Annotated in this window: 17 protein-coding genes; 2 read left to right on the plus strand and 15 right to left on the minus strand. The window is 41.4% G+C overall.

All coding sequences use genetic code 11. The features are described from left to right. Positions 1-4 precede the first annotated feature (4 nt). From ACWF5P_RS05505 to ssb, 7 genes are all read right to left on the minus strand, one after another. A complete protein-coding gene (locus ACWF5P_RS05505; protein ID WP_452444698.1) occupies positions 5-3,742 on the minus strand; it encodes a S8 family serine peptidase in 3,738 nt (1,245 codons plus the stop codon). A gap of 206 nt (positions 3,743-3,948) precedes the next feature. Next, on the minus strand, positions 3,949-4,851 hold the full coding sequence (locus ACWF5P_RS05510; protein ID WP_101223804.1) for an ABC transporter permease: 903 nt from the start codon (positions 4,849-4,851) through the stop codon (positions 3,949-3,951). Positions 4,852-4,863: 12 nt separating this feature from the next. Next, complete coding sequence (locus tag ACWF5P_RS05515; protein WP_434168134.1) at positions 4,864-5,868, minus strand: ABC transporter permease subunit; 1,005 nt, start codon at positions 5,866-5,868, stop codon at positions 4,864-4,866. A 115-nt stretch (positions 5,869-5,983) separates the two neighbouring features. Then, the gene (locus ACWF5P_RS05520; RefSeq protein ID WP_452444699.1) at positions 5,984-7,600 is read right to left on the minus strand and encodes an ABC transporter substrate-binding protein; all 1,617 of its coding nucleotides are present in this window, start codon (positions 7,598-7,600) and stop codon (positions 5,984-5,986) included. A 42-nt stretch (positions 7,601-7,642) separates the two neighbouring features. Next, positions 7,643-8,611 carry an ABC transporter ATP-binding protein gene (locus ACWF5P_RS05525; protein ID WP_402943378.1) on the minus strand — a complete coding sequence of 323 codons (969 nt, stop codon included), beginning with the start codon at positions 8,609-8,611 and terminating at the stop codon, positions 7,643-7,645. Beyond that, on the minus strand, positions 8,592-9,596 hold the full coding sequence (locus ACWF5P_RS05530) for an ABC transporter ATP-binding protein (protein ID WP_157831068.1): 1,005 nt from the start codon (positions 9,594-9,596) through the stop codon (positions 8,592-8,594). Before ACWF5P_RS05530 ends, ACWF5P_RS05525 begins: the two co-directional genes overlap by 20 nt. A 462-nt stretch (positions 9,597-10,058) precedes the next feature. Then, on the minus strand, positions 10,059-10,421 hold the full coding sequence (gene ssb, locus ACWF5P_RS05535; RefSeq protein WP_101223809.1) for a single-stranded DNA-binding protein: 363 nt from the start codon (positions 10,419-10,421) through the stop codon (positions 10,059-10,061). 360 nt (positions 10,422-10,781) lie between these two features. Between ssb and ACWF5P_RS05540 the strand changes: the two genes are divergently transcribed. After that, positions 10,782-11,216, plus strand: coding sequence for a YwpF family protein (locus ACWF5P_RS05540; protein WP_101223810.1), 435 nt, complete (start codon positions 10,782-10,784; stop codon positions 11,214-11,216). A gap of 114 nt (positions 11,217-11,330) precedes the next feature. Here ACWF5P_RS05540 and ACWF5P_RS05545 read toward each other — a convergent pair whose 3' ends face one another. The 8 genes from ACWF5P_RS05545 to ACWF5P_RS05580 all read right to left on the minus strand — a co-directional run bounded on the left by ACWF5P_RS05545 (position 11,331) and on the right by ACWF5P_RS05580 (position 17,899). Beyond that, complete coding sequence (locus ACWF5P_RS05545) at positions 11,331-11,618, minus strand: hypothetical protein (RefSeq protein ID WP_434168136.1); 288 nt, start codon at positions 11,616-11,618, stop codon at positions 11,331-11,333. 296 nt (positions 11,619-11,914) lie between these two features. Next, positions 11,915-12,343 (minus strand): 3-hydroxyacyl-ACP dehydratase FabZ, encoded by a 429-nt coding sequence (gene fabZ, locus ACWF5P_RS05550; protein ID WP_230176123.1) that lies wholly within the window; start codon positions 12,341-12,343, stop codon positions 11,915-11,917. A gap of 129 nt (positions 12,344-12,472) precedes the next feature. Further along, a complete protein-coding gene (locus ACWF5P_RS05555) occupies positions 12,473-12,727 on the minus strand; it encodes a DNA-directed RNA polymerase subunit beta (protein ID WP_101223813.1) in 255 nt (84 codons plus the stop codon). A 163-nt stretch (positions 12,728-12,890) separates the two neighbouring features. Further along, on the minus strand, positions 12,891-13,733 hold the full coding sequence (locus ACWF5P_RS05560) for a flagellar hook-basal body complex protein (protein ID WP_434168137.1): 843 nt from the start codon (positions 13,731-13,733) through the stop codon (positions 12,891-12,893). A 53-nt stretch (positions 13,734-13,786) separates the two neighbouring features. Continuing rightward, positions 13,787-14,626, minus strand: coding sequence for a flagellar hook-basal body complex protein (locus ACWF5P_RS05565; protein WP_434168138.1), 840 nt, complete (start codon positions 14,624-14,626; stop codon positions 13,787-13,789). A 278-nt stretch (positions 14,627-14,904) separates the two neighbouring features. Further along, on the minus strand, positions 14,905-15,906 hold the full coding sequence (gene mreB / locus ACWF5P_RS05570; RefSeq protein ID WP_101223816.1) for a rod shape-determining protein: 1,002 nt from the start codon (positions 15,904-15,906) through the stop codon (positions 14,905-14,907). Positions 15,907-16,213: 307 nt separating this feature from the next. After that, positions 16,214-16,486, minus strand: a complete 273-nt coding sequence (gene spoIIID / locus ACWF5P_RS05575) for a sporulation transcriptional regulator SpoIIID (protein WP_034315767.1) — start codon at positions 16,484-16,486, stop codon at positions 16,214-16,216. 435 nt (positions 16,487-16,921) lie between these two features. Further along, positions 16,922-17,899: a peptidoglycan DD-metalloendopeptidase family protein gene (locus tag ACWF5P_RS05580; RefSeq protein ID WP_434168139.1), complete on the minus strand. Its 978-nt coding sequence runs from the start codon at positions 17,897-17,899 to the stop codon at positions 16,922-16,924. A gap of 152 nt (positions 17,900-18,051) precedes the next feature. On the opposite strand from ACWF5P_RS05580, the gene ACWF5P_RS05585 reads away from it, so the two are divergent. Beyond that, positions 18,052-18,477: a VanZ family protein gene (locus ACWF5P_RS05585; RefSeq protein WP_101223818.1), complete on the plus strand. Its 426-nt coding sequence runs from the start codon at positions 18,052-18,054 to the stop codon at positions 18,475-18,477. Positions 18,478-18,489 lie beyond the last annotated feature (12 nt).

The following is an 18,489-nucleotide window of genomic DNA, read 5'->3' on the forward strand; positions in this document are numbered from 1 at the left end:
TTCGTTATTTTTTTGCTTTATTGATGTTAAAGGATTTCTTCATTTCATTTCCTGCAAGATCGGTCACCTTAAACTCAATCTTATTGTTGCCTGTTTTAAGCGGCAGTTCCAAATCCTCTATCTTCTTCTTATAGGCACGCATTTTGTATGGTTCCTTGAATTCATGATAGAATACTTCGCTTCCGTTCAGGTAAAGGCGGATTTCATCGAAATTATCTTCCACTGTCACGTCCACTTTTGGATTTTTCCCTTTGGCTCCCACAGTTTTCGGTACACCCTTCACATTTAAACTTGGCTTTGTTGCATCGACCATAATCGTCCGTTTAAAGGAAACCGTGTTATCCCATTTATCTGTTGCTTTAACAGTGAAGCTTTGAACACCCTCTTCAAATTTCTTTTCATATGAGAATTCATATTTGTTATTCGCCTTGTTATACGTTGCAGGTACCGTTTTATTGTCGATTTTAAACTCCTTTATTTCCGACGCTTCTTCAATTTCCCCTGTTATTTTGATTTTATTTTTATTGTTCACGCTCAAGGCTTCAGGACTCTTGATCTTTACAGCTGGTGCATGATTATCGATTGGAGCTGAATCACTGGCTAATTCAGTTTCAGCCGTTTTTTCATTACCTGCATAGTCAATTGCCACAACCTGAACCTTTTCCCCTTTTACATCAGGTAAAGTGAATTGCTTCGCACTCGCCGGGAGCGGCTCTTCCATGATGGATGCTCCATCGACTTGTACATCGTAATAAGCAAGTCCTGAACCATTCAAATTATCCTTGCCTTGGATGGTTAATACATTGCCTTTTTTCGAAATTTTGACTGTCGGCTTTACCGTATCGATTTTGATAGGCATTTTAAACGTCTGCCATTTTGCACCCTCGTAATCTATCATCGCTTTGATTTCAAAATAATAGACCCCATCCTTAGCGAGTGCATTATTGATTTTACCGTCCCATTTACGGGCCGGATCAAGGGTGTACGCGGTCCCTTGTCCGCCATCATAATAGTCCTTGCGCACATTATTCTCTGTGCGAAGTTTCCGGATTGATTTGTTTTCACCATTCAATATATTGTATTCTACCTTTTTCGCATTCCTTAAGAATGATAGGACAGGCACGAAGTCATCCTGTGCACCATCATTATTTGGGGAAATCGCAATATTTTTGCCATTGAATGTTTTTCCCGCAGGGTCATAGCCAAGATAAGTGAAATCCTCACCTGCTGTAGAAACTCCACCTGCCATGCCATAGAAGGACTCTTTATCATATTTAGTGCCATCCAGGATAGGGGCTTTGTCCCACTCCCCTTTAAACCCTACATACGGTACATTCAGTTCCGGATTCGTATCGGCAGAATCCTTCAAAGAAATGAACCCTTCAACAAAATATCCGTTTGGAAAGACCTCGTCAATGTCTACAAGAGTCTGAAGGTCATCACCGAGTACTTTTGCATCGGATATGTCAACTTTCACTTCGAATGTAACCGATTTTTTTGCGGGAACGGTAATCTTATTTGTGCTTTTATTATTGATCTTAATCGAAGCGTTCTTAATTTCCTGTGCTTCCAGTTCGTTAGCGGTATAACCGAGTTGTCCCTGGATTGCATAGTCTGTTTGGATATTACCTTTAACATCATACTTGACCGCTTTGTTGCTGAAGTTTTCAACCTTTAAAGTAAAGGCGAACTTATTGCCAATCTCCTTCATTGCAACCTTCGCTTCTTTCGTGAATGCCTCGGTCACGACAGCAGGTGTGGACAATGCGGATTGCAGCTGCATGACCCCGGCTCCCTGCCTGCGAGGCGAGTAAGGGTTTTCCCAGTCAAGGGCTTTATTGACAACACCTTGATCCGCTAGTGGTTTTGAAGTATTCATCATCAGGTTCTTCGCTAAATTTGCCCGGGCAGAACCATTTAATTTAAATTCTTTATCCACTCTTTCAAGAACAAGTGCCGAGCCGCCGGAAACATGTGGTGCCGCCATCGAAGTACCACTCATCATTCCATATTCATCGTTGTTCAGCGTCGAATAAATTTGTCCTCCCGGAGCAGTGATTTCCGGTTTAAAATCCAGGTTTGGTGCGACTCCCCATGAACTGAATGAGCTCATTTTCCCTGCTTCTGGATTTACAGCTTTTGTTTTATCACCATTAAAGGTAATCTTCACCTTTTCTCCATCCGTTAAGGCCGCTTTCAGCTTTGCACCATCCGATTTCAACATGAACAGCTGGGGAATGGTGATGCTTGGATCTGTGGCCATGGAAATATATCCGTCAGCATTATTGTAAATAATGACTCCTGTCGCACCTGCTGCCTGGGCATTTTGCGCCTTTTCTATAAAAGAAAGCGTGCCACGTTCGATGAGGGCGAACTTGCCTTTAACATCCACTTTGGAAAGCTCCTCTGGCGTCCCAAGACCTGCAGCCACCAAGTCATGTGTTTTTTCCTTTAAAGTATTGGGATGTACGCTTGAAGCCGACATGAACGGAGCTTTCCCTACTTGTCCGTTTATATCATAAGTCGCTGCATCCAAATCCATATAGTTATTCTCTACCGACGCCACTTGTACAGAATCGTATGCAAGTCCAGGTGAACCTGAAACGCCAATATCCGGGTTCGACGCTGATGGGTTTGCAAATCCATTTCCAAAATGTGCTGAGTTTCCTGCTGAGATCGACATAAGGATCCCATTATCAACAGCCCTGGATACCGCCTGCTGCTCCGGATCTTCTGCAGATACAAAACCTGCAGTGGAGCCAAGGCTCATATTCAACACATCCGCCCCAAGGATGATGGCATCGTCAATTGCCTTGATATATATATCGCCCCATGTTGTCTGCATGTCGGGATCATTCCCGAAGACCTTTAAAGCAAGCAGCTGGGCTTCAGGAGCAACCCCTTTAATGCCGCCATTCTCTTCATCTCCATTGGCACCGGCTGTACCTGCTACATGCATTCCATGCATTGACGCCCCTTCACCAAGATCAAGGATTTCTTCATTTTCATCCATGTAATTGTATCCATAAGGAACCTTCGCCGTATAATAATTGCCTAATAGATGGTTAGATTCCTTCATTCCGCTAATTTCATTTTCAGTCAGTTCTGCCTTATTATCATTATTCAGGACCATATCACGGTGAGATGGGTCGATTCCAGTATCGATAATCCCGACGACCATCCCTTCCCCTTTATATCCATATTCCCGCCAAGCTTCCTGGGCTTGGACTAGTTCTTTACTATAAAGCATTTCGGGTTTTTCTACAGGACGTTCATATTCATTCGCAATATGTACTTCAGCAACTTCCGGCATGGCTTCCACCTTTTTGATTTCACCATACTGAAGTTCACCGCTGAATCCATTGACGACTGTCGTAAAACTTTCAAGCTCCTTGAAAGCTATTTTTTTCTCTTTCACCTTTTTTTTCAATTTCTTCTGATTAGCTAGCTTTTCGGACTTTAATTGTTGTTTCTTATTTTTCGATAACTGTTTAAAAAGTTTCCCTTCCTTTGAAGCTGTTTCTATTGCCGGGGCTTCCTTCATCTCTACGATGACCCTGACCTTCTCATTGCTTTTGTATTTCTTATCCAAATCATTTTTCTTCAGCTTTATAATACTTTCCTGATTCTTCTTACCTGCACCGCCCGAACCTGCCGGGGGGTCTGGGAGCTTGGCTGCGGAAACGCTTGCAGTAAATACTAATAGAAAGATTGCTAGAATGGACAAGCTACGTTTAATCAATGAACTTTCCTCCTCTAAAATAAGCAATTTTTGGAATATTCTTACTGAGTATAAAAGTATCACAACTTTTGGGGTGATTTTAAGAGATAATAGTCACTATTTTCCTATTCCGAACTAGGATTTTGTTATTATTTTTCATATTTTGATATATTTACAGATAAACGACAAAAAGATGGTGATGTTAATCTAACATCACCCTTTAACTTCTAGTTTTTCATTCTTGGATCCAAAGCATCGCGCAGCCCATCCCCCATTAGGTTAAAGCCGAGTACCGTAAGCATGATTGCAAGCCCAGGGAAAAGAACCGTCCATGGTGCTTGAATGATGAACGCCCTGGAATCGGCGAGCATTTTTCCCCACTCTGGTGCTGGCGGCTGTGCACCAAGACCGAGAAAGCCGAGTGCTGCACACTCAATTATGGCAGTTGCAATCGCTAACGTACCTTGAACGATAATCGGTGCAAGGCTATTCGGAAGGACGTGGTGAAGGAGAATGCGGCCATCCCCCATTCCAATTGCCTTTGCAGCCGTTACATATTCCTCTTCTTTCACCGTTAAGACCCGTGAACGTAAAAGCCGGCCGAATATCGGGACATTGACGATGGCTATGGCGATAAGTGCGTTGCGAAGGGAGGGCCCCAAAACGGCAACGACAGCAATGGCAAGCAAGATACTTGGAAAGGCCAGAATAATATCAAAGATCCTCGATATGATCGTATCTATCCACCTGCCGTAATAACCGGCAATGATTCCTAAAAAAGACCCGACCACAACAGATCCGGCAACAGATAAAAAGCCGACCCCTATTGATATGCGCGAGCCATAAATGACCCTGCTCAAAATATCCCGGCCAAATTCATCCGTTCCGAACCAATGCTCCGCAGACGGGGCCAAATGTTTATCACTTAGCTTTTGCCCCTCAAATGAATAAGGTGCTATAACGGGTGCGAAGATGGCGATTAGGATGAAAAATGAAACAATCCCCAGACCCACAAGGGCTACCTTATTTTTCTTAAAACTTTTCCAGCCTTCCTTCCAGGGAGAGATGACTTTTTCCTCTGCCTCTTTTGGAGGAAGGATTGGCGAAGTATTCGTTGCTATTTCAGGCATGAGTTTCCCTCCCTATTTATACTTAATCCTAGGATCGATCGCTGCATACAACAAGTCCACAACTAGATTGATCATGACAAACAAAAAGGCGATGACGAGAATTCCGGACTGTATCACCGGATAATCCCGAGATAGGATTGCATCATAAATATATGTACCGATACCTGGCCACCCAAAAATGTTTTCCGTCAATATGGCGCCGCCTAAAAGTAATCCTGTTTGCAGTCCGATAACCGTCACCACTGGAATCAGGGCATTCTTAAAGGAATGCTTGTAAACAACCCAAAACATTCTCATTCCTTTAGCACGAGCCGTACGAATGAAATCCGATCTCATAACTTCCAGCATGGAAGAACGTGTCATCCTTGCAATAATGGCCATCGGAATGGTCGCCAGCGCAATTCCCGGCAAGATGAGATGTTTTATCACTTCGAAAAACTGATCCACCCTGCCCGCCATGAGTGTATCTATCAAATACAGTCCGGTTATGGCATCAACGGGATCCCTGATATTGTCCCGCCCTGTCGTCGGAAGTAAATCCCATTGAATTGAAATGATATATTGTTCCATTAATCCCAGCCAGAAAATAGGCATGGACAAACCAATCAACGCAATCACCATGGCGACATAATCAAACCATGAGTTTTGGAACCAAGCTGATATAATCCCTGCATTAACGCCTATGACCACGGCGATGATCATGGCGATCAAGGCCAGTTCTATCGTAGCCATGAGGTATGGCCCAATTTCTTCGGAAACCGGACTATTCGTTTTTAAGGAAACACCCAGGTCTCCCTTTAACAGGCCTGATAAGTAATCCCAAAATTGAATGAACCAAGGTTTATCCAGACCAAGTTCCTTTGTCATTGCAGCGACTGCCTCTTCCGTTGCTTGCTGCCCTAAAATTACCTGTGCTGGATTTCCTGGAATAGCCCGGATCATCATGAATACAATAAACGCCATTCCTAGTAACACTGGAATGAGAGATCCTAAACGTCGTACGGTATAGGAAAACAAAACAATCACCCGCCTTTTAAATAAGGGGCCTTAAAAGCGCCCTCGATCATTTTGAAATGCATTCCATAACAAAACCGGGAAGCATGCAAGACTCCATACTACCCGGTTCGTACGGTTAATTTTCTAGAGAAACATTAACAAGGGATTGTGAACCAGTTGGGTGTGGAACAAACCCTTTGACCGTCTTAGATCCGGCTAACTGCGGTAAAGAATGTACAAGCGGAACCCATGGAGCTTCATCATGAATGATTTCCTGGGCTTTTCCATACAACTCATTACGCTTGGCTTCATCTGCCGTGGACTGAGCTTCGATCAGCAGTTTATGGACTTCTTCGTTAGCGTAACGGGCATAGTTGTTGGAGCCGATATTATCTTTATCCAATAATGTATAAAGGAAGTTATCCGCATCCCCATTATCGCCTGTCCAGCCCATCATGAAGGATTGGGCTTCACCGGCCTGCACTTTCTCTAAATATGCAGCCCATTCGTATGAAACGATATTCGCTTCGATGCCGACTTGTTTTAGGCTTGCTTGAATGGCTTCAGCCACTTTTTGACCATCTGGCATATATGGGCGCGGTACCGGCATTGCCCATAGGTCCATTTTAAATCCGTCTTCAAGTCCAGCTTTTTTCAGCAGTTCCTTCGCTTTTTCTACATCGTAATCATAGTCTTCGACTTTGTCATTGTAGCCAGAAACGGATGGCGGCATAGGATTCTTGGCAGGCTCTGCTGTGCCTTCATAAAAATTATCAATGATTTCATTTTTATTGATCAAATGCGAGATGGCTTGACGCACTTCTTTCTTGTCGAATGGTGCCTTCTCAACATTGAAAGCAAAGTACCCGACATTCATGGATGCACGTTCGAATATTTGCAGGTTTTCATCTCCTGTAACTTTACTGATATCACTTGGGTTCAACCCGTCCATCAGGTCGATTTCACCTTTGATTGCAGCATTTAAACGCGCAGAGTTATCTTTAATGACCTTAAACGTGATACCATCAAGTTTTGGCAGTCCATCTTGCCAATAGTCATCGTTTTTCACCACTTCAATCGTATCGCCAGGTTTCCATGATTTGAATTTGAAAGGACCTGTACCAGATGGATTTTTAGTGAAATCGTCACCCTCTTTTTCAATTCCAGCCGGACTGGCTATTGCAAATGTAGGCATGGCAAGGTTTTTCAGGAACGGCGCCTGCGGACGGTTCAAAGTGAATTCCACCGTGCTGGCATCGATCGCTTTTACTTCTTTGATAACATGGCCTTCATCACCTTCAAATCCTCCGAACATGGAGGCATAGTACGCAAATTTACCCTCATCCTTACTTTTTGCCCAACGTTGAAAGTTTTTTACGACAGCATCTGCATTGAAATCCGTACCATCATGGAACTTGATTCCGGTTTTCAATTTGAATGTGTATGTTTTTGCGTCATCGGACACTTCCCATGATTCTGCAAGACCCGGATTGATTTCCGTATCATCTTCCCCATATTTCACAAGCGTTTCAAAGATCTGCTGTGTGACGATGAATGATTCACCATCGGTTACGATGGCTGGGTCAAGACCGACAGCGTCTCCGCCTTTACCGTATATCAATACGCCGCCCTTCGCTTCACTCGATCCCCCTTTACCATCATCTTTCTCTTTTGATGTAGACGAGGAGCATCCCGCAAGCGCTAGTGAAAGAGCAAGGATACCAGTCAGCAATAATGCCCATGTTTTCTTCATATTCTTCCCCCTTATTATTTGCGAATTTATGTATACGTCGTGTCAATTGTATAAATGACAAGCAACGTAGTGACCAGGTTTATGTTCATTCAGAATTGGCTTGTCCGTTTTGCATTCTTCCATCGCCTTCGGACATCTCGTATGGAATGGACAGCCGCCGGGCGGGTTTGATGGGCTTGGAACATCTCCCTGCAGGATTACCCTATCCCCCTTGTATTCCACATCCGGGATCGGCACCGCTGATAATAAAGCCTGCGTATATGGGTGAAGCGGATCTTCATAAAGTCCTTCACTTTCCGTCAATTCAACTATATGTCCAAGATACATGACGCCGACACGGTCGGAGATATGCCTTACCACCCCAAGATCATGGGCAATGAACAAGTAGGTCAAATCAAAATCTTCCTGCAAATCCTGCAACAGATTCAAGACCTGGGCCTGAATCGACACATCCAGTGCAGATACCGGCTCATCTGCAATGATCAGTTTAGGGTTGACTGCAAGTGCCCTCGCGATGCCAATACGCTGCCGCTGGCCCCCGCTGAATTGATGAGGATACCTTTTAGCATGGTAACTGCTTAAGCCAACAACCCTAAGAAGTTCCTGTACACGGGATTTTCGTGCCTTTTTATCTTTAACCCCATGAACGATGAGCGGTTCTTCCAATATTTTTTCAATTGTATGCCTGGGATTGAGAGAAGCGAATGGGTCCTGAAAGACCATCTGCATTTCACGGCGCATCTTTCTCATTTCACCGGCAGATAAAGCCGTCAGGTCCTTTCCTTCAAAATAAACATTACCCTCACTTGGCTCAAGCAATCGAAGCAATAATCTTCCCGTCGTCGACTTTCCGCAACCGCTTTCACCGACAAGGCCTAAAGTTTCCCCTTTATAAATGGAAAAAGACAAACCATCAACTGCCTTGACCTCTCCAATGGTCTTTCCCAGAACCCCTCCTTTAATCGGAAAATGCTTCTTTAGGTTTTCTACCTTAACCAATGTTTGACTCATGCAAGGCAGCTCCTTTCCCATCTTCATACAGCCAGCAGCGAACATGCTGACCCTCATCGAATTTCAATAGAGACGGGGTCTCATTTATACATTGCTCCATGGCATGTGAGCATCGAGGGGCAAACTGGCACCCGAGGTTGCTTGTCCCAGGTTTTGGCACATTACCAGGTATTGAGTAAAGGCGCTCTTTCTTTATTCGCATATCCGGAATCGATTGTAGTAAACCGACCGTATAAGGGTGCTTAGGATTTTGGAAAATCGTTTGCACATTTCCTTCCTCTATTACCTTGCCGGCATACATGACAATGACACGTTCACACATTTGCGCAACTACCCCAAGATCATGGGTAATCATCATGATTGCCGTGTCTGTTTCTTTATTTAAATTCTTCATTAATTCTAGAATTTGTGCCTGGATCGTCACATCCAAAGCCGTTGTCGGTTCATCGGCTATTAGGAGTTTCGGCTCACAGATCATGGCCATTGCTATCATGACCCTTTGTCTCATTCCGCCTGAAAGCTGATGAGGATATTCATCGAGCAATTCCTCGGCACGGCCAAGCCCAACCAGCTTCAACATTTCCACCGCTCTTTGGCGGGCCTGTTTTTTGTTCCATTTTTTATGTATCCGAAGCGTCTCAACCAACTGCTCGCCAATAGTGAACACGGGATTCAAGCTTGTCATCGGTTCCTGAAATATCATCGCTATATCATTCCCGCGAATTTTTCTCATTTTTGCTTCAGAGGCATTTGCGATGTTCTCTCCTTTAAAAAGGATTTCTCCCTCCACCTTACCAGCCGGTGAAGAAACGAGACCCATGATGGACAGAGAAGTAACGCTTTTTCCGCACCCCGATTCTCCCACTATCCCTAAAACCTCACCAGGATTGACATGAAAATCGATTGAATTCACGACAGGGATCACCCCATCGTCCGTACGAAAACTGGTTTGCAGCCCATTCACCTTAATAATTGGTTCGTCCATCAAATCACTTCCTATATATAACTTTTTTTCCAATTATATTATTGGGTTTATTATTGCATCAAAATTAAAATATTACAATATATTTTCTAAAAATTCTAATTTAACAGAATTATTTTTTATTTTTTCCTATTTACGCACTTTTTGGCACAAAAAAAATGACTGCAAATTCACAGTCATTACAAGAGGGGAAACAGATAAATCGATTTTATTGAGGGTAAATCGGGGTTTCCAGGCGAGGAAGAGGCTATATTAGCTTAGGGGGAATGAATTGATGAAAATGAATTTTATAAATAATGTTGAAATTCTGTACAGTTATTTTTCATTATGGTCATATAAATACTTTTTTTGTTCCTATGTTTTAAGCATAAATTGATCGTTCCTATTATTGACGGAATATATCACTAATGTTTTTTTCCACTACTGCATAACAATCTTGCTCCTGTCCTGTCGTCATGCCCAAAACTATAAACCAATATGTTCAAATTCCTTGGGCTTAACATCATTTTGTTTAGACCCAATGAATTGAACCCTCTCGGCGACCACTTCAGTTACATATACATATTTACCCTCCTGATTTTCATATCTCCTTGTTTGTATTCTGCCAGTTATGCCGATTATGGCACCTTTTTTACAATATTGAGCAGTATTTTCAGCAGACTTTTTCCATATGATACACTGTACAAAGTCGGCCTCATAGTTACCGACAGTATTACGAAAGTTCCGGTTGACTGCTAAAGTGATATTGGAAACAGCCTTGCCATCAGGTGTGTGTCTTAATTCGGGATCCTTCGTAAGCCTGCCGACGAGGGTAACTTGGTTAATCATTTTTTCACTCCTTCCTCTTTAATATGCTTTTATCATACTCTTTCTTCCATCAATCTAAAAATGAAGGAAATAGCCTTAATACACCATTTTTCTTCATAAAAAACCGTTTGAAATGATGCAAAACCATTTTTTATTGATTAAAATTAAGTGAAAAACGAATAGTTAACAAAATTAAATATTTTGCAAATTTTTATTCTATCCTTCATAATTTAGACAAATGTTGGGTATTCATTTCATTAAGGAACTTTTTTTTAGTATGATATAATTACCTTTAAAAGGATTTATCGATATGTACTATTTCAAAATTTACGTTTAAGAGAGGTAATTACCGCTCTTTCTTGCAAGAAACGGAGGAATTAGATGAAATCATTTAAATTGATCTCGTTGCAAATTGTAACTGAAAATTTTAACTTGATTGATATTGTATTAACAGATGGATTGATTATAAATAAAGAAAACGACGCTAGATCGTGGTTACTGGAAGCCTTTGTAGATGAAAATCATTTCAAAGAGCTTGAACCTTCACTTCCCGATATAAACGGAGAGGTGTATATCCAGGCCGTCATTACCAACAAGGATAATGAACCGGCTTTGTTTCACACTGTACTACGCACAATAAGAAAAGTCGGCAGCCATTATAGCCTTCTATTCGTTGGTCACATCCAAAAAACACGGAGCAAATATGCAGAACTTCTTCTTGAAGATTTGGTTCAAAAAGGTCTCGTCGGCGATGAATTAATAAATGAGTTCAAGCAAAAAATCCGCTCAAAGCCTAAATTAGCAACCAATAAATAAAAACCTTCCTTTAATTCCCATCCCCTAAACGAATGCATATAAAAAGACTGACTTAGCTGAAGAAGGATATTAATCCTCTTCTTACCTAAGCCAGTCTTTGTCATTCCGTGCTAATTACTTATTGTTGTCGCCTTTTTTCTCGGCGTCTTCAATCAAGTCATCAGCATCATTATCGACGTTATTATCGTTGTTATTATCGTCGTTTTCAAGGATGTCATCATCGTTATTGTTGTCGTTATCAAGCATGCCATCATCGTTATCGTTGTTGTTATCATCTTCAATGATGTTGTTATCTTCTTCTGGAGCGGGATTGTTGTTGTCATCATTATCCGTTCCACATCCAGCAAGGAACATAATAGATAATAAAGATCCCCCAATTAGTGCAAAAATTTTCTTCATCATTTTTGGCAACCTCCCTTCTTTCTTTATCATTAGTTATTTTGCCCGAATGTGAAAATAACTTGCGTCCTATTTTAAATTTAAAAAGAAAATCCTCTAATTTGAATTTAATCATTAAAAAATGCCGGACATAAAAATGTCCGGCATTCAAAGGGAGATAGATAGTTCTTAAAACCACGCTTGCTTTAAAAAAGCATGCGGCGCTATTTATATACACCGCTTCACGATTCCTTAAACCATTTTTGAAATTTGAAATATATAGTTAAAATACCCCATTTCCCTTTCGCGTAAAATGAATCCTATTTGTCACCAAAAGCAAACATGATATCGGCTTCACATGCTGTTTCTCCATCTACCGTTGCCACTGCTTTCCCTTTACCCATTGAACCTCTCATACGCACTATTTCCACTTCCAGACGCAGCTGATCACCTGGTTTTACTTGCTTTTTAAAGCGGCAATTATCTATCCCAGCGAAAAATGCAAGCCGCCCTTTGTATTCTTCCTGTTTTAAAACGGCTACAGCGCCAACTTGCGCTAATGCCTCTACAATCAAAACTCCAGGCATAACTGGATAATCGGGGAAATGGCCATTAAAGAATTCTTCATTTGCTGTGACATTCTTCAATCCTACCGCTCTTTTCCCTTCATCTATTTCAATGATACGGTCGACTAATAAGAATGGGTAACGATGCGGAATAATTTCCTTTATTTGTGTGATGTCAAGCATACTTGTTCCTCCTATGACTTAAATATTTCAAACATAACGTAAACTCGCCCCTGTCATGAAGACAGAGGCGTAGTTGCCATGTAATATAAATCCGCTAACGACAGCAACTACTTCAAAAAAAACATGGAACTACGCGCCCTTGTTCACTATATCAATAATATGGGTCCATGTGGATTTTTGGAAAACATCCATTGCATGTCCTCCACCAATCACACTGTATCCTAATAGTGCCCCGGATAATACAGCAATGAAAATCAATCCGATAACAATGAGTAAACGAAGCCAAATCGGTAAAAGACGGACCTTGACTCTTCGATTCGGTTTCGCCTCAACTTCCTTTATCTCTTCTTCAATTTGTTGTCTCATTACACGATTTTGTTCCATATAGAATGTGAAAGCTCCTTTTAAGAAAACTCGCCGACTGATTTTCACAATCAGAAATTCAGCAGCTATGCAAAATGATCGGCACGATGATTTCATTTGTTATGAATTCATTATAACCGATTTGCTCTAATTCCGCAGGGAGACATTTTATTTACCAGATACCTTAACGTATTCCATTGACTAATCCGCTCATTTGATCAGCCATCGTTACCGCTCGGGATTGAAATTGGTAAGACCGCTGAACATTGATTAGATCCGTCATTTCTTTGGAAAGATCGACATTCGAGGACTCCAGAGTGCCTTGTTGAACTGCTGCCTGGTTACGGGAATCCCCTGTTAGCGCAGTCATGATATCGTCTTCAGTAACACCCAAGGCATTGAAGTTTTCGGGCATACCAAGTAAATTTCCGCCTAAGCGGTCAAGAAATTGGGGGTTTTTTACCGAGACGATCCCGAGACCAAAACTACGTTTTCCATATTCTTCTGTATCCACTATCAATAAACCAGTTTCCGAAATCTTAATGTCTTTAATATTTCCCTCAATGAGGATCGGTTCACCATTTTCATCAAGGACTTTATGTCCTGCAGAGGTAACGAGCAACATTTGGTCGTTACCATTAGGAGATAAATAAAAGGCACCATCCCTTGTTAGCCTTGTATTGACCCCATTTTCACCCTGAACGCTTACTGTGAAGAATTGGTCCTCACGGGTGAATGCAGCATCAAGGTTGCGATCCGTCGTCTTTAAGGGTCCCTGTGAAAGCACCAATTGAGATTGGCTTATCTTGGCACCTGTTCCCTGCCGGATGCCCGGTGTGGTCAACCTTCCTTTTTCCTTGGTCTCACTCGGTTGATTATTGAAACTCTGTGTCAATAAGTCATTGAAGCTCGTTTGGGTCTTTTTGTAGGCAGTCGTGTCCACATTCGCGATATTATTACTTATATGATCGATTTTACTTTGAAGTTGGCTCAGCGTATTCGTCGCCGTCATCATCGTCCGATTCATGGTTTTTCCCCTTACATGTTCAAATTTCCAAAATCATTTTTTCTACTGTTCAATTAAAGCCTGCCAACCTCATTGACTGCTTTATCCAAACTTTTATCATAGGCTTGAAGAACCTTCTGATTCGCTTCAAAAGAGCGGTATGCCGACATCATTTCTGTCATCGTTCTCGATTGGTCAACATTGGAGCCTTCAAGAAAGCCTTGCTTAGTAGAAAAACCGACATCTGCAGCCACGTATGCGCTAGGTAAATCCCCATCATTCACAGCCTTATATAGGCCTTCCCCATCCTTCATGAGCTCTAATGACGGAGCATTCGAATAACCGATGCCCATACGTGCGGTTTGAACATTTCCTTCTAAAATAACACCGTTTTCCGCTACTGTGAACTGATCGCTATCAAGCTTGATCTTTTCATTATTTTCGTTCAATACATAATGACCCGAAGGCGTGGTCAGATAACCTTGCCCATCCAGGGTGAAACTGCCGTTACGCGTATAACGGATAGCACCATCCCCATCCTGGACAGTAAAAAACACCGATCCTTGCCGACCCGTTTCTACATTGATCGGCAGATTGTCATCAACTAAGGAAATATCCGTATTAAGCTGAGTTTCCTCCAATGTACCCTGGGTAAATAAAGGATTCGCCTCCTGTACGTAAACACCCGTACTGAGCCCTCCAACCTGGGATAAGTTAGTCATGTTCAATTTGTTCTCCGTAGGAACCGTTTTACCACCTATGTTGCTTATGAGCATTTCCGGAAAAGACCTTACGCTCATTTGATCCGCTTTATACCCTGTTGTATTCGCATTGGACATATTGTTTGTGAGCAATTCTGTGCGCCTTTGCTGTGTAAGCATCCCGGAAGCAGCCGTATAAAAACCTCTTAACATCTTCTTCACTCCTCAATCTACATAACTTATTCCGTTCGATTTCTCATATCTATCTTATCGGACATGAACATCAGTATGTTAAGGAAAAGGAAAAGCATTAGGCAGAAGAATTTGTCTATATCGTAGGCAAGGTCAAATTTAAAGGAATGGTGTTAAATTTTCGACTAAAAGAAGAGGGCCTATTGCTCATCAGTACTAGAACTGCACGACTTTCACTATGCCTCACGTTTGTCTGAACCTTAGACCCCTATCTTATGATGCGGATTTCCATCCGCTTTTTAGTTGAACTTGTGCCGTGGCAATTTATCCATATTATCAAGCATGATACCGGTTCCGATTGCTACACAATCCATTGGCTGCTCGGCAACGAGTACTGGGACCTTAAGCTCTTCGGCAAGAAGTAAATCAATCCCGTGAAGCAATGCTCCCCCGCCTGTTAAAATGACGCCGCGGTCGATGATATCAGCAGAAAGTTCTGGCGGCGTCCGCTCAAGTACGCTTTTTGCAGCTTGTACAATGATGGAAACCTGCTCGCGGAGAGCCTCCTCAATTTCTTCTGAATTGACCGAAATGGTTCTAGGCAATCCCGATACCATATCGCGCCCACGGATATCGATGACTTCATTACGAGATCCAGGGAAGACGGTCGCAACCTGGATTTTAATGTTTTCCGCTGTACGTTCACCAATGAGGAGCTTATACTTCCGTTTGACATAATTTAAAATTTCATTATCGAATTTGTCACCGGCCATTTTGATAGAAGAAGATGTAACGATATCCCCCATTGAAAGAACGGCAATATCCGTTGTACCTCCGCCAATGTCCACGACCATATTGCCGCTTGGTTGAAAAATATCCATGCCGGCACCGATTGCAGCCACTTTTGGTTCTTCTTCAAGGAATACTTTCTTTCCACCGCTTTTTTCGGCAGCCTCTTTAATCGCCTTTTGTTCGACACTTGTTATGTTGGTCGGGCAGCAGATTAAAATTCTAGGCTTTGAAAGGAAGCCTTTCACATTCAATGTATTGATAAAATGCTTAAGCATCGATTCTGTTACATCAAAATCCGCAATGACACCGTCTTTTAAAGGTCGGATTGCGATGATGTTTCCTGGAGTACGGCCTACCATTTTACGAGCTTCCTCACCGACGGCAAGAACACGGTTCGTATTCTTATCAATCGCAACTACCGAAGGCTCATTTAACACAATTCCTTTACCTTTGACATGTATAAGAACATTGGCTGTTCCAAGGTCTATCCCAATATCTCTAGCAAACATTTCTTAAATCCTCCTTGAATATCCTCACATATAACCTACTTCTGTCCTAATTGTTTATTTTACCATATTGCATTGACACAAGTAAGTATGAATTATAAATAAACACTAATATAGACTATTATTTCCTAATTTGCCAATATGTAAAAAAATCCGGTGCCTTATGTACTACATTTCCTTATTTACCCATAAAAAAATCCCGGCACGGAACCGCAACAAGGTTGAGAAAAGAGCTGACACTCACTTTCATGTCCCCTCATTCATTACCCGATTGCCCGATTCACTTCCAATTGCCGGAATGATTCAAGTATCATTTAACGATTTCTTCTTCTCTTTCAGAACGTTTATATTTTAATTTTGTCGCTTCTCCGCCTCTAAGGTGACGAATGGATTTATGATAATCCAATATATCCTTCACTTCGTTAGCCAAATCAGGATTAATTTCTGGCAGCCTCTCAGTTAAGTCTTTATGCACTGTGCTTTTAGAGACCCCGAACTCTTTTGCAATGACGCGGACTGTTTTTCTAGTTTCCACGATATACTTTCCTATCTTGATAGTTCTTTCTTTGATGTAATCGTGCACACCACTCGACCTCCCCAAATTGGATGTGAGAAGTGTGAAATGAGATTCGTATTTTTCGAATCGAATACCGCTGCCCTATAAACAATGAAAGATAGAATTATTCACCTATTAGATAATTTGTAATAAACGATTCCTCACCTCAAACACTCTCTTTGCATGGTTTATAACATCTTATTAGCTTGGTTAAGAATATATGCCTAATGGGACAGGAGGTTTGGATTTATTTATGATTTTCATCTGTTTCTTTTCCTTAAGAGCAAATTATTTCCCGAGAAATTTGTCAGAAATTCAAAGGTTTCAGCATATTGTCCAATATTTCCTCGAAAGAAAAAAAGGAAGCCGTTCAAAGTGAACGGCTTCCTTTTACCAAATTTTCAGTTGTTGTCATTCGTAACGTTCTAGGTTTTTGTTTTGATTTTATTAAAAATCTTAATTTTAATTAGATTGATTTAACGAATCTTTTAAGGAATCGCTTTCTTCAGTTGTATCTTCACCAGGGACAGAGCCTTCCTCATCAGTGCCATTCTCTAAATCAGTGCCCTCTTCAGATTCGTCAACTGCAGGAGTTTCTTCTGTGCCAGTTTCAGACTCTTCGACTGCAGGAGCTTCTTCTGTGCCAGTTTCAGACTCTTCGACTGCAGGCGTTTCTTCTTTATCAGCTTCAGATCCTTCGACTGCAGGTGTTTCTTCTTTATTACCTGAATTTTCAAGTTCACTGCCCTCGGCTTCAGTTGCCGATTGGATCGCAGAAGCTTGTTTATCAACAAAATCAAGTGGGTTTAACGCAATGTTATCTTTTCTGATTTCGAAGTGGACATGTACGCCAGCCTCTTCATTGATTTGGCTTTTTCCAGCTGTAGCAATTGCTTGTCCTTGTTTCACTTTGTCACCGACTGCAACCTTAATGTCTTTAACAGATTGATAACGGGTAACGACACCATCTTCATGCTCAACTTCAACTAAATTTCCAAGCAACGCATCGTCTTGAACTTTCGTTACATTTCCACTTAAGGAAGCTTTTACATCGAAAGACTTTCCATCTTCCATTGCAATGTCTATACCTTTATTTTGCTCATATCTATTGTTGTAGAAAACCAATGCTTCTTCTTGTGCCTTTTCATCCGCATTCACATCATAAAACTGTTTCTTGATAACCGTTTTATCTGCATTGGCTACAGGCATCTTGATTGTCTCAAGATTACTATTAACCTCTACAGAAGGCTCACCATAGTTTTTTCCTGTTTCAGCTGATTCCTCATTGCCATCTTTAGCTGAATCATTAAAACTATTTTGTAATAAGAAGGCCGCGGCTAAGATTATGGCTGCACTTGCGATATAGATTGCTGATAATGCCCAACGTTGTTTTAGTATACGTCGGATTGTGGAAGTTGGTTTCTTTTCTTCCTCTCTCATATTAATCACCTCAGCAATCATTCTGAACATTTTGCCAAGATTATATACATTCAGGAAAAAAATTTTTTAGATTTATTTTGTGGAAATGAAACCGATTTTATTCGCAGAATGGTAAAATGTTTGATATCTTACTGTTGAAGGATGTTTAAATCATGAAAAAAGCTTTTAAACTTGTGTTAACGTTATTGCCTTTCCTATATATGATTGCCATTTGGATAATGTCGAGCAACCCCGATGATATGATTCTTGATCTTCCCTCATCCTCAATTGACCGATTTATCAAAGAGGCACTTCATCTGGTCGAATTTGCCCTTTTGTATATATTATTAGTTTCGGCCCTTGCCGCAAACCAAAAAATGAAAGCAGGTTTAAGCCTGTTGGCTGCCCTTGTAGCTTGCCTTTACGGTGTTATTGATGAATACCACCAATCTTTCGTCCCATACCGCTCCTCTACCTTAATAGATGTCATTAAGGATATCATTGGAGTGGCTGCAGTCTATTTTCATGTCCAATATCATTATTTCAAGCGTAAACGGGGCTTTTTGACGATTATAGAAAAATTAAACGAAAAAAAATGAGAGATGGGATCC

The sequence above is a fragment of the Peribacillus sp. NPDC055009 genome, from assembly GCF_053608705.1.

Coding starts and splice junctions, on each gene's coding strand:
- ACWF5P_RS05510 (WP_101223804.1), bottom strand. CDS start 4,851: ATGCCTGAAATAGCAACGAATACTTCGCCAATCCTTCCTCCAAAAGAG.
- ACWF5P_RS05520 (WP_452444699.1), bottom strand. CDS start 7,600: ATGAAGAAAACATGGGCATTATTGCTGACTGGTATCCTTGCTCTTTCA.
- ACWF5P_RS05525 (WP_402943378.1), bottom strand. CDS start 8,611: ATGAGTCAAACATTGGTTAAGGTAGAAAACCTAAAGAAGCATTTTCCG.
- ACWF5P_RS05530 (WP_157831068.1), bottom strand. CDS start 9,596: ATGGACGAACCAATTATTAAGGTGAATGGGCTGCAAACCAGTTTTCGT.
- ssb (WP_101223809.1), bottom strand. CDS start 10,421: ATGATTAACCAAGTTACCCTCGTCGGCAGGCTTACGAAGGATCCCGAA.
- ACWF5P_RS05540 (WP_101223810.1), top strand. CDS start 10,782: ATGAAATCATTTAAATTGATCTCGTTGCAAATTGTAACTGAAAATTTT.
- ACWF5P_RS05545 (WP_434168136.1), bottom strand. CDS start 11,618: ATGATGAAGAAAATTTTTGCACTAATTGGGGGATCTTTATTATCTATT.
- fabZ (WP_230176123.1), bottom strand. CDS start 12,343: ATGCTTGACATCACACAAATAAAGGAAATTATTCCGCATCGTTACCCA.
- ACWF5P_RS05555 (WP_101223813.1), bottom strand. CDS start 12,727: ATGGAACAAAATCGTGTAATGAGACAACAAATTGAAGAAGAGATAAAG.
- ACWF5P_RS05560 (WP_434168137.1), bottom strand. CDS start 13,733: ATGAATCGGACGATGATGACGGCGACGAATACGCTGAGCCAACTTCAA.
- ACWF5P_RS05565 (WP_434168138.1), bottom strand. CDS start 14,626: ATGTTAAGAGGTTTTTATACGGCTGCTTCCGGGATGCTTACACAGCAA.
- mreB (WP_101223816.1), bottom strand. CDS start 15,906: ATGTTTGCTAGAGATATTGGGATAGACCTTGGAACAGCCAATGTTCTT.
- ACWF5P_RS05580 (WP_434168139.1), bottom strand. CDS start 17,899: ATGAGAGAGGAAGAAAAGAAACCAACTTCCACAATCCGACGTATACTA.
- ACWF5P_RS05585 (WP_101223818.1), top strand. CDS start 18,052: ATGAAAAAAGCTTTTAAACTTGTGTTAACGTTATTGCCTTTCCTATAT.